Origin of the sequence: Streptomyces sp. NBC_00209 (assembly GCF_045206345.1) — a bacterium.
Classification (GTDB): Bacteria; Actinomycetota; Actinomycetes; order Streptomycetales; family Streptomycetaceae; genus Streptomyces.
The window spans coordinates 2133498-2149591 of the sequence record NZ_CP108121.1 but is presented as its reverse complement, the minus strand read 5'-3'; the positions used below and the strand labels follow the sequence as shown (position 1 = coordinate 2149591).

General features: G+C 73.6%; 11 protein-coding genes. 8 read left to right on the top strand and 3 right to left on the bottom strand.

Features of this window, described 5'->3' with window-relative positions; all coding sequences use genetic code 11:
- Nucleotides 1–18 precede the first annotated feature (18 nt).
- The gene (locus OG867_RS09365) at nucleotides 19–3387 is read left to right on the top strand and encodes an ATP-dependent helicase (protein WP_406284230.1); all 3369 of its coding nucleotides are present in this window, start codon (nucleotides 19–21) and stop codon (nucleotides 3385–3387) included.
- 9 nt (nucleotides 3388–3396) lie between these two features.
- Here the strand turns inward: OG867_RS09365 and OG867_RS09360 are convergent, their stop codons facing one another.
- A complete protein-coding gene (locus OG867_RS09360) occupies nucleotides 3397–4302 on the bottom strand; it encodes an SAM-dependent methyltransferase (RefSeq protein ID WP_406284228.1) in 906 nt (301 codons plus the stop codon).
- Between the two features lie 142 nt (nucleotides 4303–4444).
- Between OG867_RS09360 and OG867_RS09355 the strand changes: the two genes are divergently transcribed.
- Genes OG867_RS09355 through nudC form a run of 3 tightly spaced genes read left to right on the top strand, consistent with a single transcriptional unit; the run spans nucleotide 4445 to nucleotide 10129 of the window.
- Nucleotides 4445–7732 carry a UvrD-helicase domain-containing protein gene (locus OG867_RS09355; RefSeq protein ID WP_406284226.1) on the top strand — a complete coding sequence of 1096 codons (3288 nt, stop codon included), beginning with the start codon at nucleotides 4445–4447 and terminating at the stop codon, nucleotides 7730–7732.
- Nucleotides 7733–7742: 10 nt separating this feature from the next.
- A complete protein-coding gene (locus tag OG867_RS09350; RefSeq protein WP_406284224.1) occupies nucleotides 7743–9137 on the top strand; it encodes a dipeptidase in 1395 nt (464 codons plus the stop codon).
- Nucleotides 9138–9181: 44 nt separating this feature from the next.
- Nucleotides 9182–10129: an NAD(+) diphosphatase gene (gene nudC, locus OG867_RS09345; protein WP_406284222.1), complete on the top strand. Its 948-nt coding sequence runs from the start codon at nucleotides 9182–9184 to the stop codon at nucleotides 10127–10129.
- A 66-nt stretch (nucleotides 10130–10195) separates the two neighbouring features.
- Here the strand turns inward: nudC and OG867_RS09340 are convergent, their stop codons facing one another.
- Complete coding sequence (locus OG867_RS09340) at nucleotides 10196–10453, bottom strand: mycoredoxin (protein ID WP_018105529.1); 258 nt, start codon at nucleotides 10451–10453, stop codon at nucleotides 10196–10198.
- 268 nt (nucleotides 10454–10721) lie between these two features.
- On the opposite strand from OG867_RS09340, the gene OG867_RS09335 reads away from it, so the two are divergent.
- From OG867_RS09335 to OG867_RS09320, 4 genes are all read left to right on the top strand, one after another.
- Nucleotides 10722–12974, top strand: a complete 2253-nt coding sequence (locus OG867_RS09335) for an ATP-dependent DNA helicase UvrD2 (RefSeq protein ID WP_406284220.1) — start codon at nucleotides 10722–10724, stop codon at nucleotides 12972–12974.
- Between the two features lie 165 nt (nucleotides 12975–13139).
- On the top strand, nucleotides 13140–13478 hold the full coding sequence (locus OG867_RS09330; protein ID WP_406284218.1) for a hypothetical protein: 339 nt from the start codon (nucleotides 13140–13142) through the stop codon (nucleotides 13476–13478).
- A gap of 173 nt (nucleotides 13479–13651) precedes the next feature.
- Nucleotides 13652–14020, top strand: a complete 369-nt coding sequence (locus OG867_RS09325) for a WhiB family transcriptional regulator (protein ID WP_018105532.1) — start codon at nucleotides 13652–13654, stop codon at nucleotides 14018–14020.
- Between the two features lie 29 nt (nucleotides 14021–14049).
- Nucleotides 14050–14379 carry a hypothetical protein gene (locus OG867_RS09320; RefSeq protein WP_406290854.1) on the top strand — a complete coding sequence of 110 codons (330 nt, stop codon included), beginning with the start codon at nucleotides 14050–14052 and terminating at the stop codon, nucleotides 14377–14379.
- A 198-nt stretch (nucleotides 14380–14577) separates the two neighbouring features.
- On the opposite strand, the gene OG867_RS09315 is transcribed toward OG867_RS09320, so the two are convergent.
- A complete protein-coding gene (locus OG867_RS09315; RefSeq protein WP_406284216.1) occupies nucleotides 14578–16089 on the bottom strand; it encodes an ABC1 kinase family protein in 1512 nt (503 codons plus the stop codon).
- Nucleotides 16090–16094: the final 5 nt, after the last annotated feature.

The window sequence follows — 16094 nt, the reverse complement described above, 5'->3', positions numbered from 1 at the left end:
CAGGACCGGCGAACCCACGTGAGCACCTCCTCCACCACCCGGCACAGTCCTCACCGTCACGCACGGCCGGGGACCACGGGCCCGTACCGGCTGGTGCGCACCCTGCCGGGTTCGGTGGAGCCCCCTCTCCTGGACGCGGCGCAGCGCGCGGTGGTCGACCACCCGGGCGGCCCGCTCCTGGTCCTCGCCGGACCCGGTACGGGCAAGACGACGACGCTGGTCGAAGCCGTCGCCGCGCGCATCGCCCGGGGCGCCGACCCGGCCCGCCTGCTGGTCCTCACCTTCAGCCGCAAGGCCGCCGTCGAACTGCGCGACCGGATGGCCGCCCGGCTCGGCGCCGCCCGGGGCCCGCAGGCCACCACCTTCCACTCCTTCTGTTACGCCCTCGTCCGCGCCCACCAGGACGCCGATCTCTTCGCGGACCCGCTGCGGCTGCTCTCGGGGCCGGAGCAGGACGTGACCGTCCGCGACCTCCTGGCCGGGCAGCTCGACCTGGAGAAGGAGGGGCGCCCGCACATCAGCTGGCCCGACGAGCTGCGCGCCTGCCTGACCACGCGCGGCTTCGCCGACGAGGTACGCGCGGTGCTCGCCCGCAGCCGCGAGCTGGGCCTCGGCCCGGACGCCCTCGCCGCCTTCGCCCGGCGCACCGGCCGCCCCGACTGGGGCGCCGCCGCCCGCTTCCTCGCCGAATACCTCGACGTGCTGGACGCCCAGGGCGTGCTGGACTACGCGGAGCTGGTGCACCGCGCGGTGCTGCTCGCGGAGCGCCCCGAGGTGTCGGCGCAGCTGGCGGGGGCGTACGACGCGGTCTTCGTGGACGAGTACCAGGACACGGACCCCGCCCAGGTACGGCTGCTGCACGCGCTGGCCGGAAACCGGGGCAGCACCCCGGCGGGCGGCGGCGGGCGCGACCTGGTCGCCTTCGGTGACCCGGACCAGTCGATCTACGCGTTCCGGGGCGCCGACGTCAACGGCATCCTCGACTTCCCGGAGATGTTCCGGCGCGCGGACGGCGCCCCCGCCCCCGTCGGCGTCCTCACCACCTCGCGCCGCTCCGGCGACCGGCTGCTCGCCGCCACCCGGCTGCTCACCCGGCGGATGCCGCTCACCCGGCTGCCGTCGGCGAAGGTCCGCGCCCACCGCGAACTCGGCGCGGTCCGCGAGGGCGGCTCCGTCGAGGCGTACACCTACCCGACCGCCTCCACGGAGCTGGACAACATCGCGGACCTGCTGCGCCGGGCGCACCTGGAGGACGGGGTCCCGTGGTCCGAGATGGCGGTGCTCGTCCGCGCCGGAGGCCGCACGCTGCCCTCCCTGCGCCGGGCCCTGACCTCGGCGGGCGTCCCCCTGGAGGTCGACGGCGACGACCTGGCCCTGCGCCACGAACCGGCGGCGGGCCCGCTCCTGACGGCACTGCGCGCGGTGGCGGAGGCGGCGGTGCGAGCTGGGGCGGCGGAGGCGGCCGAGGCCCGAGAGGCCCCGGGGGACGCCGATGCCCCGGAGAGCCCCGCGCCCTGGCTCGACACCGAGACCGCGCTGACCCTGCTCGCCTCGCCCCTCGGCGCGATGGACGCCGCCGACCTGCGCCGACTCGGCCGCGCCCTGCGGGACGAGGAGCGTGCCGCCGGGAACAAGGTGCCCGCCCCCTCCGGCGAGCTGCTGGCCCGGGCGCTCGCCGAGCCGGAACGCCTGGTCGCGCACGATCCGGCGTACGCCCGGGGCGCCCAGCGCCTCGGCGCGCTCCTGCGTACCGCCCGCGAGCTCCTTGAGGCGGGCGGCACCGCCGAGGAGGCCCTGTGGGCGCTGTGGTCCGGCACCCCGTGGCCGGGCAGGCTGGAGCGGGCGGCCCTGCGCGGCGGCACCGCGGGACGCAACGCCGACCGTGACCTCGACGCGGTGTGCGCGCTGTTCGAGACCGCCGCCCGCGCCGAGGAACGCACCGGCGGCCGGGGCGCCCTCAACTTCCTGGAAGAGGTCGACGCCCAGGACATCGCGGCCGACACCCTCTCCCGCCGCGCGGTCCGCCCCGACGCCGTCCGTCTGATGACCGCCCACCGCTCCAAGGGCCTGGAGTGGCGCCTCGTCGTCGTCGCGGGCGTCCAGGAAGGGCTGTGGCCGGACCTGCGCCGCCGGGGCTCGCTCCTCGAAGCGGACCGGATCGGCCGCGACGGGCTCGCCGAACCGCTGACGCCCGGCGCCCTCCTCGCGGAGGAGCGGCGGCTGTTCTACGTGGCGGCGACCCGCGCCCGCGAGCGCCTGGTCGTCACGGCGGTCAAGGCCCCCGCCGACGACGGCGACCAGCCCTCCCGCTTCCTCGCCGAGCTGGGCGTCGAACCCCGCGACGTGACCGGCCGCCCGCGCCGCCCGCTGTCCGTCGCCGCGCTCGTCGCCGAGCTGCGCGCCACCACCGTCGACCCGGCCGCGTCGGACGCGCTGCGCGAGGAGGCCGCCCGCCGCCTCGCCCGGCTCGCGGCGCTCACCGACGACGACGGCCAGCCGCTCGTACCGTCGGCGCACCCGTACCGCTGGTGGGGCCTGTACGAGCCGACCCGCTCGGCCGTGCCGCTGCGCGACCGGGACCAGCCCGTCACCCTCTCCGGCAGCGCGCTCGACCAGCTCGCCCACACCTGCGCGCTCCAGTGGTTCCTGGGCCGCGAGGTGAAGGCCGACGCGCCCGCGACCGCCGCCCAGGGGTTCGGGAACGTCGTCCACGTCCTGGCCGACGAGGTGGCCTCCGGCCGTACGCCCGCCGATCTGGCCGTCCTCATGGAGCGGCTCGACTCGGTCTGGGACGGGCTCGTCTTCGACGCCCCCTGGAAGTCGCGCCAGGAGAAGGAGCAGGCCCGCGCGGCCCTCGAACGCTTCCTGCGCTGGCACGTCATGGCCCGGGCCGGACGCACCCCCGTCGCCAGTGAGCACGACTTCGACGTGACGCTGGAGGCGGGGGAGTACGAGGTGCGCATCCGGGGCTCCATGGACCGCGTCGAACGGGACGCCGAGGGCCGGGCCTACGTGGTCGACTTCAAGACCGGCAAGCAGTCCCCGACGAGGGACGAGGTCCACCGTCACCCCCAGCTCGCCGTTTACCAGCTGGCGGTACGGGAAGGCGCGGTCGACGACGCCTTCGGCGGTACGCGGCCGGAGCCGGGCGGCGCCGAACTCGTACAGCTGCGCCAGGCGGCCCCCAAGAAGGAGGGCGGCGACGCCGCGCCCAAGGTGCAGGCGCAGGCGCCGCCGGACGGCGAGTGGGTCTCCGACCTGCTGGCGACCGCGGCGGGCCGGGTCCTGGATGAACGGTTCACGCCGACGACCGGCCAGCACTGCGGCCACTGCTCCTTCAAGGCGTCGTGCAGCGCGCAGCCGGAGGGACGGCACGTCCTGGAGTAGCCCAGGGGGTCAGTGCTTACGGGCCACCAGGCCGTACACACTGACGTCGGCGTCGGTGACGTCGTTGATGTCCTGGTAGCGCGTACGGTCCAGCTCGTCCAGGCCCGCCACGAACTCGGGGTCCGGCTTCTCGGCCTCCGGCAGGTCCACGACCCGCTCGGGGCGCCAGCGGTGCACGGGGACGATGCCCGGTTCGAGGAGTTCCAGGCCGTTGTCGGTGACGAACCGTTCCATCTGGGCGTACGACCTGCGCACCATGGCGAAGCCGCGCTCCTTGAAGCCCTTGGTGATGCTGCCGACCTGCTCCTGGTTGAGGTCCGAGCCGACATTGCTCAGGACGAGGACGCTGCCGGGGGCCAGCGCGTCGAGCAGCCGCCTCACGACCGGGTAGGCCGTCTCGTCCTCGATGAAGTGGGTCACGGCCGCGAGGACCAGGGTGACCGGGCGGTCGAAGTCCAGCGTGCGGCGGGCGGCCTCCAGGATGCGCTCCGGGTCCCGCAGATCCGCCTCGATGTAGTCGGTGCGGCCCTCGGGACCGCTGGTGAGGAGGGCCTGCGCGTGGACCAGGACCACCGGGTCGTTGTCCACGTAGACCACGCGCGACTCGGGCGCGACGGCCTGCGCGATCTGGTGCACGTTCGCTTGCGTGGGCAGTCCGGTGCCGATGTCCAGGAACTGCCGGATGCCCTCGTTCGCGGTGAGGGTGACCGCCCGCCGCATGAAGTCCCGGTTGTGCCGCACGGTGAGGTAGCCGCGCGGATGGGCGGCCAGCGCCATGGCCGCGGCCTCGCGGTCGGCCGGGTAGTTGTCCTTGCCGCCGAGGAAGACGTCGTAGACCCGCGCGGGATGCGCCTTCGTCGTGTCGATGCGCTTCCTGAGCCCGGTGGCGTCAGGGGCGGGTGCGTCGGCGCTCATATGACCGTCCTCATAAGGCTGTTGGTGCGACAAGCAGATAATTTAGACCCGCCCGGGTGTGACGGACGCCACCAGGAGGCGAAGAGGTGAGCCGTCTCCACGACTTCGCCGGTTGTCAGTGGCGCCGGTTAGCCTCTGTGGAGTGTCCCCGCGCCTCACCGATCCCGAGCAGCTCAAGGAGCTGCTGGGCATCCCCTTCACCCCGGAGCAGACGGCCTGCATCACCGCGCCGCCCGCCCCGCAGGTGATCGTGGCCGGAGCCGGGTCGGGGAAGACCACGGTGATGGCCGCCCGCGTGGTCTGGCTGGTCGGCACCGGCCAGGTCGCGCCCGAGCAGGTCCTCGGGCTCACCTTCACCAACAAGGCGGCCGGTGAGCTCGCCGAGCGCGTACGCAAGGCACTCGTCGCCGCCGGGATCACCGACCCGGACGTGATCGACCCGGACAACCCCCCGGGCGAGCCCGGCATCTCCACGTACCACGCCTTCGCCGGGCGGCTGCTGACCGAGCACGGACTGCGCATCGGACTCGAACCGGGCACCCGCCTCCTCGCCGACGCCACCCGCTACCAGCTCGCCGCCCGCGTGCTGCGCGAGGCCCCCGGCCCCTACCCGGCCCTGACCAGGTCCTTCCCCACCCTCGTCAGCGACCTCCTGGCCCTCGACGCCGAGCTGGCCGAACACCTCGTACGCCCCGAACAGCTCGACACGTACGACACCGAACTGCTGAGCGCGCTGGCGACCGCGAAGCTCAGCAACGAAGAGCTGCGCAAGATCCCCGCGACCGCCGAGGCCCGCCGCGAACTGCTCGCGCTGACCCGGCGCTACCGCGAGGCCAAGCGGAGCCGCGACCTCCTCGACTTCGGCGACCAGATCGCCCTCTCCGCCGAGCTGGCCCTCACCCGCCCCGAGGTCGGCACGATCCTCCGCGACGAGTACCGGGTCGTCCTGCTGGACGAATACCAGGACACCTCCGTCGCCCAGCGCCTCCTGCTCTCCGCCCTCTTCGGCACCGGCCCCGGCACCGGCGGGCCGACCGGGCACGCCGTGACCGCCGTCGGCGACCCCTGCCAGGCCATCTACGGCTGGCGCGGCGCCTCCGTCGCCAACCTGGACGACTTCCCGAGCCACTTCCCGCACGCCGACGGCACCCCCGCGACCCGCTACGCCCTCAGTGAGAACCGCCGCAGCGGCGGCCGCCTCCTCCACCTCGCCAACGGACTCGCCGCGCCCCTGCGCGCCATGCACGAGGGCGTCGAGGCCCTGCGCCCCGCCCCCGGCGCCGAGCGCGACGGCCTGGTCCGCTGCGCCCTGCTGCCCACGCACACCGAGGAGATCGCCTGGCTCGCGGACTCCCTCGCCCACCTCGTGCGCACCGGCAGGGCGCCCGGCGAGATCGCCGTCCTGTGCCGCACGGCCGGTGACTTCCCGGAGATCCAGGCCGCGCTGGTCGCCCGCGACATCCCGGTCGAGGTCGTCGGCCTCTCCGGGCTGCTCCACCTCCCCGAGGTCGCGGACCTCGTCGCCGTCTGCGAGGTCCTCCAGGACCCGGGGGCCAACGCCTCCCTGGTCCGCCTGCTCACCGGCCCCCGTTGGCGGATCGGCCCCCGCGACCTGGCCCTGCTCGGCCGCCGGGCCCGCCTCCTGGTGCACCGCGCCGCCCACGGCGACGACGAGGACTACGACCCCGACCGCAGGCTCGCCGAGGCCGTCGAGGGGATCGACCCGGCCGAGGTGATCTCCCTCGCCGACGCCCTGGACACCTTCCTGGACGGGGGAGGCGAGGAGGACGACCGGCTTCCGTTCTCCGCCGAGGCCCGCGTCCGCTTCGCCCGCCTCGCCGCCGAGCTGCGCGACCTGCGCCGCTCGCTCGCCGACCCCCTGATGGACGTCCTGCACCGCGTCCTCGCCGCCACCGGCCTGGAGGTCGAGCTCTCCGCGTCCCCGCAGGCCCTGGCCGCCCGCCGCCGCGAGACCCTGGGCAACTTCCTCGACGTCGCCGCCCGCTTCGCCGCCGTCGACAACGAGGCCACGCTGCTCGCCTTCCTCGGCTTCCTGCGCACCGCCGTCCAGTACGAGAAGGGCCTCGACAACGCGCTGCCCGGCGGCGAGAACACCGTCAAGGTCCTCACCGCCCACAAGTCCAAGGGCCTGGAGTGGGACGTCGTCGCCGTGCCCGGCCTGGTCACCGGCCAGTTCCCCAGCGGCCAGTCCCGGGACGCCTGGACCTCCCAGGCCAAGGTCCTCCCGCACGCCCTGCGCGGCGACACCGCCACCCTGCCCGCCCTCCGCGGCTACGACGCCAAGGGCCTCAAGGGCTTCAAGGAGGAGATGAAGGAGCACCAGCACACGGAGGAGCTGCGCCTCGGTTACGTCACCTTCACGCGCCCCCGCACACTGCTGCTCGGCTCCGGCCACTGGTGGGGCCCCACCCAGAAGAAGCCGCGCGGCCCGTCCCCCTTCCTGCACGCGCTGTACGAGCACTGCGCCGCCGGGTACGGCGAGATCGAGGTGTGGGCGGACGCCCCTGAGGAGAGCGACGAGAACCCGGCCCTGGCCGAGGCGTCCGCCGACCACGCCTGGCCGCTCCCGCTGGACGACACCGCCCTGGCCCGCCGCAGGGCCGCCGCCGACACGGTCATGGAGCTGCTGGCCCGGCCGGAGCCCACTGAGCCCCCGGCGATCCCGGCGGACGCACCGGAGGTCCCGGCCCCCCGCACCCCCGCCCGTCTCACCCCCGAGGAGACGCGCACCCTCGCCTCCTGGGACCGGGACCTCGACGCGCTGGCCGGGGAGCTGCGCCGGGCCCGCGCCACCGTGCGCGACGTCCTCGTCCCCGCCTCGCTCTCCGCCACCCAGCTGCTGCGCCTCGCCGACGACCCCGACGCCTTCGCCCGGGAGCTGGCCCGGCCCATGCCCCGCCCGCCGCAGCCCGCCGCCCGCCGGGGCACCCGCTTCCACGCCTGGGTGGAGTCCCGGTTCCAGGAGCTGCCGCTGCCCATGCTCGGCCCCGACGAGTTGCCCGGGGGCGACGAGGGCGACGCCGACATCGCCGACGAGCGCGACCTCGCCGACCTGAAGGAAGCCTTCGAGCGCACCCCGTACGCCCGCCGCACCCCGTACCGCGTGGAGACGCCGTTCCAGATCACCCTGGCGGGGCGGGTCATCCGGGGCCGTATCGACGCCGTGTACCGCACGGGGGACACGTACGAGATCGTGGACTGGAAGACCGGCCGCACCCACAACGCCGACCCGCTCCAGCTCGCCGTCTACCGGCTGGCCTGGGCCGAGCTGCACGGACTCCCGCTCACCGACGTCACGGCCACCTTCCTCTTCGTCCGCAGCGGCGAGGCCGTCCGCCCGGCCTCCCTGCCGGGCCGTCCGGAGCTGGAGCGCATCCTCCTGGACGAGCCACTTCCGTCGGACGGATAAGCTGAAGGTCATGAGCGACACCCCGGACAGCGCCGTCCGCACGTACACCGAGCAGCACCGCGCGGCCTTCCTCGAAGACCTCGCCGAGTGGCTGCGCATCCCCTCCGTATCCGCTCAGCCGGAGCACGAGGGCGACGTACGGCGCAGCGCCGAGTGGCTGTCGGCCAAGCTGAAGGAGACCGGATTCCCGGTCGCCGAGGTCTGGGAGACCGACGGCGCACCCGCCGTCTTCGCCGAATGGCCCTCCGACGACCCGTCGGCGCCCACGGTCCTGGTGTACGGACACCACGACGTCCAGCCCGCCGCCCGCGAGGACGGCTGGAGCAGCGAGCCGTTCGAGCCGGTGATCCGCGACGGCCGGATGTACGGGCGCGGCGCCGCCGACGACAAGGGGCAGGTGTTCTTCCACACCCTCGGCGTCCGGGCCCACCTCGCCGCCACCGGCCGCACCGCCCCCGCTGTGCACCTCAAGCTGGTCGTGGAGGGCGAGGAGGAGTCCGGCTCCCCGCACTTCCGCGACCTGGTCGAGCGCCACGCCGGGCGCCTCGCCGCCGACGCGGTGATCGTCTCGGACACCGGTATGTGGAACGAGACCACCCCGACCGTCTGCACCGGGATGCGCGGCCTCGCCGAGTGCGAGATCGAGTTCCGCGGACCCGGGCAGGACATCCACTCCGGCTCCTTCGGCGGCGCCGTCCCGAACCCGGCCACCGAGATCGCCCGCCTCGTGGCCGCGCTCCACGACCCGGACGGCAAGGTCGCGGTTCCCGGCTTCTACGACGGCGTGGCCGAGCTCACCGCGACCGAACGCACGCTCTTCGCCGAGTTGCCCTTCGACGAGGCCGCCTGGCTGCACACCGCCAAGTCCCGGGCCGCCTCCGGAGAGACCGGGTATGCGACGCTGGAACGGATCTGGGCCCGCCCGACCGCCGAGGTCAACGGCATCGGCGGCGGCTACCAGGGCGCCGGGAGCAAGACGATCATCCCCTCCTCCGCCCGCGCGAAGATCAGCTTCCGCCTGGTGGCGGGCCAGGACCCGGACCACATCGAGAAGGCCGTACGGACCTGGGCCGAGGCCCGCGTCCCCGCCGGGATCAGCCACCGGATCACCTTCCTCCCCGCCACCCGGCCCTGCCTGACGCCCCTGGACCACCCGGCGCTCCAGGCCGTGGCCCGCGCCATGGGCCGGGCGTTCGGCAAGAAGGTCCTCTTCACCCGCGAAGGAGGCTCCGGACCCGCCGCCGACCTCCAGGACGTGCTCGGCGCGCCCGTCCTCTTCCTCGGCATCTCCGTACCGTCCGACGGCTGGCACGCCCCCGACGAGAAGGTCGAACTGGACCTCCTCTTCAAGGGCGTCGAGACCGCCGCCCACCTCTGGGGCGACCTGGCGGCCGCCCTCCGCTGAATTCTCTGAACGCCCGATCCATCCCGGGGGAGTAGGAAGCACTTGTGAGCACCTTCGACAACGCCACCACGGACCGGCCCATCGGTCTGACCGCGCCGAGCGGCATCGACCGCGCGGCGCACCACCGCCTTGACGAGGCGTGGCTGTCCGCCGCGTGGAGCCACCCGACGACCCGGGTCTTCGTCGTCTCCGGCGGCCAGGTGCTGATCGACGACACCGACGACGGCACCGAACTCGTGATGACGCCCGCCTTCGAGGCCCCCGTCACCGAGACCCACCGCTACTTCCTCGGCGCCGACGCGGACGGCGTCAGCTACTTCGCCCTCCAGAAGGACACCCTGCCCGGCCGCATGGACCAGTCGGCCCGCCCGGCGGGGCTGCGCGAGGCGGGGATGCTGCTCGGTCCGCGCGACGCCGCCCTGATGGTGCACGCGGTGGCCCTGGAGAACTGGCAGCGGCTGCACCGCTTCTGCTCCCGCTGCGGCGAGCGCACGGTGATCGCGGCGGCCGGACACATCCGCCGTTGCCAGGCGTGCGGCGCCGAGCACTACCCGCGCACCGACCCGGCGGTCATCATGCTCGTCACGGACGACCAGGACCGGGCGCTGCTCGGCCGCCAGGTGCACTGGCCCGAGGGCCGCTTCTCCACGCTCGCCGGGTTCGTGGAGCCGGGCGAGTCGATCGAGCAGTCCGTGGCCCGCGAGGTCTTCGAGGAGGCCGGTATCACGGTCGGCGAGGTCGAGTACGTCGCCAGCCAGCCCTGGCCGTTCCCGTCCAGCCTGATGCTGGGCTTCATGGCCCGCGCCTCGACGTTCGACATCAACGTGGACGGCGAGGAGATCGAGGAAGCGCGCTGGTTCTCCCGCGAGGAGCTGACCGCCGCCTTCGAGTCGGGCGAGATGCTGCCCCCGTTCGGCATCTCGATCGCCTCCCGGCTGATCGAGCTCTGGTACGGCAAGCCGCTCCCGAAGCCGGTGCGCGCGGGCGCCTGACCCGGGCCCGGACATGGCACCGCCCCCACCGGTACGCGGACCGGAGGGGGCGGGGTGCCCGGGGGATCAGGCCCCGAGGGCCTGCTTCACCTGGGCCAGGCTCGGGTTCGTCATCACGACGTCCTCGCCGCCGCTCTCGGGGACCACCAGTACGGTCGGGACCGTCTGGTTTCCGCCATTGGCCTTCTCGACAAAGGCGGCCGACTCCGGGTCCTGCTCGATGTTGATCTCGGTGTAGGCGATGCCCTCGCGGTCCATCTGCCCCTTCAGCCGACGGCAGTAGCCGCACCAGGTGGTGCTGTACATCGTCACAGTGCCCGGCATGTCTTCGCGCTCCTCTGTCTCTTCGGTCCCGGCAGATCCGTCACGCCCGGAGGGGCGCCCACGCGTCTGGTACGTCACACGGGGCCGGGGCGTGCGTTGCCGCACGCCAGGTGAACGTATGCGACCCGGCCGCCATTCCCGCCCCCGGGGCCCTTGCGGGACGGCGTACGGGAACGGCCCCGGGGCCGTTCCCGCATCAGTACGACGAATACCTCACCCCTGTGGACAACCGCCGCACGCGCCCCGGGCGACCTGGCAGCATGGCGGGGTGACATCAGCAACGCACTCCACCCTCTTCCCCCGGGTCCCGGACACCGCGGACGCCGTCCTCGACGGGCTCGACCCCGAGCAGCGCGAGGTGGCCGTGGCCCTGCGGGGGCCGGTGTGCGTGCTGGCCGGAGCCGGTACGGGCAAGACGCGGGCCATCACGCACCGCATCGCCTACGGGGTGCGCGCGGGGATCCTCCAGCCGTCGAGCGTCCTGGCCGTCACCTTCACCAACCGGGCGGCGGGCGAGATGCGCGGCCGGCTGCGCCAGCTCGGCGCGGGCGGGGTGCAGGCGCGCACGTTCCACTCCGCGGCCCTGCGCCAGCTCCAGTACTTCTGGCCGAAAGCAGTCGGTGGCGAGCTGCCCCGGCTCCTTGAGCGCAAGGTCCAGCTGGTGGCCGAGGCGGCGGCCCGCAGCGGCCTGCGGCTCGACCGCAACGAACTGCGCGACGTCACGAGCGAGATCGAGTGGGCCAAGGTCACCCAGACCGTCCCCGCCGACTACCCGGCGGTGGTCGCCAAGGCCCAGCGGGACGCCCCGCGCGACCCGGCGGAGATCGCCAAGGTCTACGAGACCTACGAGGAGCTGAAGCGCGAGCGCACGGTGATCGACTTCGAGGACGTGCTGCTCCTCACCGTCGGCATCCTCCAGGACCGGCACGACATCGCCGCCCACGTCCGCCGCCAGTACCAGCACTTCGTCGTGGACGAGTACCAGGACGTGAGCCCGCTCCAGCAGCGGCTGCTCGACCTCTGGCTCGGCGACCGGGACAGCCTCTGCGTCGTCGGCGACGCCGGCCAGACGATCTACTCGTTCACCGGGGCCACCCCGGACCACCTGCTCAACTTCCGCACCCGCCACCCCGGCGCGACCGTCGTCAAGCTGGTCCGGGACTACCGCTCCACCCCGCAGGTGGTCCACCTGGCCAACGGGCTGCTCTCCCAGGCCACCGGCCGGGCCGCCGAGCACCGCCTCGACCTGGTCTCGCAGCGGGAGCGCGGCCCCGAGCCCGCCTTCGTGGAGTACGCGGACGAGCCCGCCGAGGCCGAGGGCACCGCCCGCCGCATCCGCGACCTGATCGCGGCGGGCGTCCCGGCCGGCGAGATCGCGGTGCTCTACCGGATCAACGCCCAGTCCGAGGTCTACGAGCAGGCCCTCGCGGACGCGGGTGTGCCCTACCAGCTCCGGGGCGCCGAGCGGTTCTTCGAGCGCGCGGAGGTCCGCGAGGCGGGTGTGGCCCTGCGCGGCGCGGCCCGGGCAGGGGGCAACGACTCCCTCCTGGACCACGCGGACGACCTCCCCGCCGAGGTGCGCGCGGTGCTTTCCACGACGGGCTGGCGCAGCGAGCCGCCCACCGGGTCCGGCGCGGTGCGCGACCGCTGGGAGTCCCTGGCCGCGCTCGTCAGGCTCGCCGAGGACTTCGAGCGGGCCCACCCGGGGGCGACGCTCTCCGACCTGGTCGCCGAGCTGGACGAGCGGGCCGCCGCTCAGCACGCGCCCACGGTCCAGGGCGTCACTCTGGCTTCGCTGCACTCGGCGAAGGGCCTGGAGTGGGACGCGGTGTTCCTGGTCGGGCTGACCGAGGGCATGATGCCGATCACCTACGCCAAGACGCCGGAGCAGATCGAGGAGGAGCGCCGGCTGCTGTACGTCGGCGTCACCCGGGCCCGCTTCCACCTCGCCCTGTCCTGGTCGCTCTCCCGGTCGCCCGGCGGCCGCCCGGGGCGCCGGCCGACCCGCTTCCTGAACGGGCTCCGCCCCGGCTCCACGGGCCCCGGCGGCCGGAGCGCGGCGGCTGCCGGCCCGGGCGGCGTCTGGGCCGGCGACGGCTTCCGGAGCGGCGAGGGCGGGGCGGTCGGCGGTGGCGGCGGCGAGGGGCGGCCGGCGGCGGCCAGGCGGAAGCCCCGGACGCCGGCCCGATGCCGGGTCTGCGGCAAGACGCTCACGGACGCCGGCGAGATGAAGCTGATGCGCTGCGACGACTGCCCGTCCGACATGGACGAGGCGCTGTACGAGCGGCTGCACGACTGGCGGGCGGCCCGGGCGCGGGAGATCGGCCAGCCCGCCTACTGCGTGTTCACCGACCGGACGCTGATGGCCATCGCGGAGGCGGTGCCCGGCAGCGAGGGCGAACTGGCCGGGATCCCCGGGGTCGGCGCGCGGAAGCTGGGCCGCTTCGGCGCCGCCGTTCTCGACATCTGCGCAGGTGGGGACGGATGCGAGGGCGAGGCGGAGGCCGTCGGGGAGATGTGAGAAAAACTCGTCCCAAAAATAGTTTGCGCACGCCCCAGTCATCACCATAGGTTCTTAACCACGGAAACAGCGGCTTCTCTGAAGCCCTGGATCCGTGCTGTACTTATCCGAATACGCAGGACCGGCCCGCCGGTCCCCCCGAGACGCCGAGAGGAGGCGATTGAAGTGATCAGCATCATCGAGACCAACAAAATGACCGATCTCTCGGTCGTCTCCGCCTGCTCGCTCGGCCTTCTCGCCCGTGCCCCGAAGTCCTCCCTGCGCGCCACCGGTATGTCCGGCGTCTCCGCCGTCATTCCGATGTCCCTGGCCGGCCTTCCCGTGCGGGAGCGCAATGAGCGACCGACCCAGGCACCGGCAGCAGCAGTAGCGAAGGGACAGGCCACGGCCTATGCCTTTGCGGCCGTCGGTGCGGGAGCGGAAGCCGGCGTCACCGAGCAGACGAAGCACCACCACACGATGTGGGCCTTCCGTGGGCCTGAACCCTGGAGTGATCCAGCCTGATCCAGCATCAGGCCGGCGCCTTCAGGGCCGCGGAACCCCACTCGGGATCCGCGGCCCTTTTGTTTTGCCTCAACGGGCGAGACAACGAGAAGGGGCCTCGGGACAAGCAGGACCTGGTACCAGCCGCCCCCCGGCCAACAGGCCGGAAACGACCAGACGAGGACACCACCACCGTGCAACTCGAAGCGCACGCCCCGTCCGTACCGCCTTCCGACACGATCTCCCCGCCCGGCCTCACGGAGGACTCCACCTTGACCCCCCTCACCGCGCTCACCGCGCTCGACGACGCCATCGAGAACCTCGGCGTACCCGTCCCCTGCCGCGCCTACGACCCGGAGGTCTTCTTCGCCGAGTCGCCGGCCGACGTCGAGTACGCGAAGTCCCTCTGCCGCACCTGCCCGCTGGTCGAGGCGTGTCTCGCCGGCGCCAAGGAGCGCCGCGAGCCGTGGGGTGTCTGGGGTGGCGAGCTCTTCATCCAGGGCGTCGTCGTCGCCCGGAAGCGGCCGCGTGGCCGTCCGCGCAAGAACCCGGTCGCCGCGTGACCGCCGTGGGGTTCCCGGCCCCCAAGCCCATGAAGCGCATCGGAACCATCGACCGTCCCCTGACCCACGATCCCCGAAACCAGGCTCCAATGACCATCCCCACCCCCGCGTCCGAGCCCGCCGGCTCCGCGACCCCAGACGTCATCATCATCGGCGCGAACGACTCGCGTCAGAACAGGACCCGCGAAATGCAACTCATCCCAGAAGCCATGGCCCGTGCGCATATGCACGACCGCATGCGCGAAGCCGACGCGGACCGTCAGGCCGTGCGCCTGATCTCCGCCCGGCGGATGCAGCGCCGCGCCGAGCGCGCCTCGATGCGCGCCCGCCGCGCGCTGGCCATGGCCGTCATGCACTGACCCGGCCCGGCCGGACAGGGAGGCCCCGCCCGGACGCAGCCGCTCTCTGCGCCCGGCGGGCCACGCCTCCCAGCGTCACCCGCGCAGCAGCACCCCACCTCGGGGCCGATCCGTCCAACGGACCGGCCCCGGGGGCGTTTCGGGGTCGGGGCGGGGTGGGGCCAGATCGGTCGGCCCCGAACGGCCGGTCCCGCCCGGCTAGCCGGCGTCCACCGTTTCGGCGGACCTCGGTGCCGGTGGCACGTGCTCCGGGCCCAGGTCGTCCGGGCCCAGGTCGTCCCGGTCCGCGTCGTCCGCGAAGGCTTCCGGGACCTCCAGATCCTCCGTGTCCTCCACGTCCTCGACGCCCTCCGGTGGCAGGAACCCCGGTAGCCAGGAATCGAGTTCGTCGCGGAGGCGGACCGTGGCGCCGAGCTGGCACAGCACCCCGATCGTGCTCAGCGTCACCCGGTGTATCAGCAGGTAGGACGGCGGCAGGTTCAGCTGCTTGCCCAACTGATGGGCCGGGGAGCGCGGATCCGCTATCCGGGCCGCCTGATGACGCATCCAGCTCCGGCTGAACGTGAACTCCTCCGCCTCGGCCGGCTCGATGATCGGCAGCAGGTAGTCCAGCACCGCGTCCGCTTCCAGGTCGATCGAGTCCTTGACGAAGCCCTCCGCCCGCAGCATCTCGTAGACCGCGTCCGCGTCGCCCCCCAGCGTCAGCCGCAGCGCGTCCCCGATGGTCTGCGGCAGCCCGCCCGGCAGCCGGTCCACCGTCCCGAAGTCCAGCACCCCCAGCCGCCACGGTGCCTCGTCCGCACCTTCGTCGCCGGACACGTCCGCCTCCGGGTCCGGGGGCAGCAGCCGGAAGTTGCCCGGGTGCGGGTCGGCGTGGAGCAGGCCCGTGCGCGCGGGGCCCGAGAAGAGGAACCTCGCGAGCAGCTGGCCGGCCCGGTCACGCTGCCCGGCCGTCCCGTTGGTGATCACATCGGCCAGCGGGACCCCGTCCATCCATTCGGTGACCAGCACCTGCGCCGACCCGTGGACCACCTCCGGGACCACGACATCGGGATCATCCGCGAACTCCTCGGCATGCGCCTGCTGGGACCGCGCCTCCTGCTCGTAGTCCAGCTCCTCGGAGACCCGGTCCCGCATCTCCGTGATCAGCGGCTTGATGTCCATGCCCGGAACCAGCGGGCCCAGCAGTCGCGCGAACCGGCTGAGCTGGGTCAGGTCCGAGAGCAGCGCCTCGCCCGCGCCCGGGTACTGGACCTTCACGGCCACGTCCCGGCCGTCGTGCCACACCGCCCGGTGCACCTGGCCGATCGACGCCGCGGCCGAGGGCTTGTCCTCGAACGTCAGGAACAGCTCCCGCCAGTCCTCGCCGAGCCGCTCCGCCAGGACCGCGTGCACCGTGCCGCTCGGCATGGGCGGGGCGGCCTCCTGGAGTTTGGTGAGCGCCGCGCGGTAGGGCCCCGCGACCTCCTCGGGCAGCGCGGACTCGAAGACGGACAGGGCCTGGCCGAGCTTCATCGCCCCGCCCTTCAGCTCCCCGAGAACCTTGAAGAGCTGGTCCGCGGTGCGCTGCTGCACCTCGCGGGCCACCAGCTCCGCCGACTTCCCGCCGATGCGCTTGCCCAGCCCCCAGGTGGCACGGCCGGCGAAACCCAACGGCAGCGCGGCCAGCTTGGCGGTACGAGTGACCGCCTTCCGGGGAAGATCAGACATAGGCC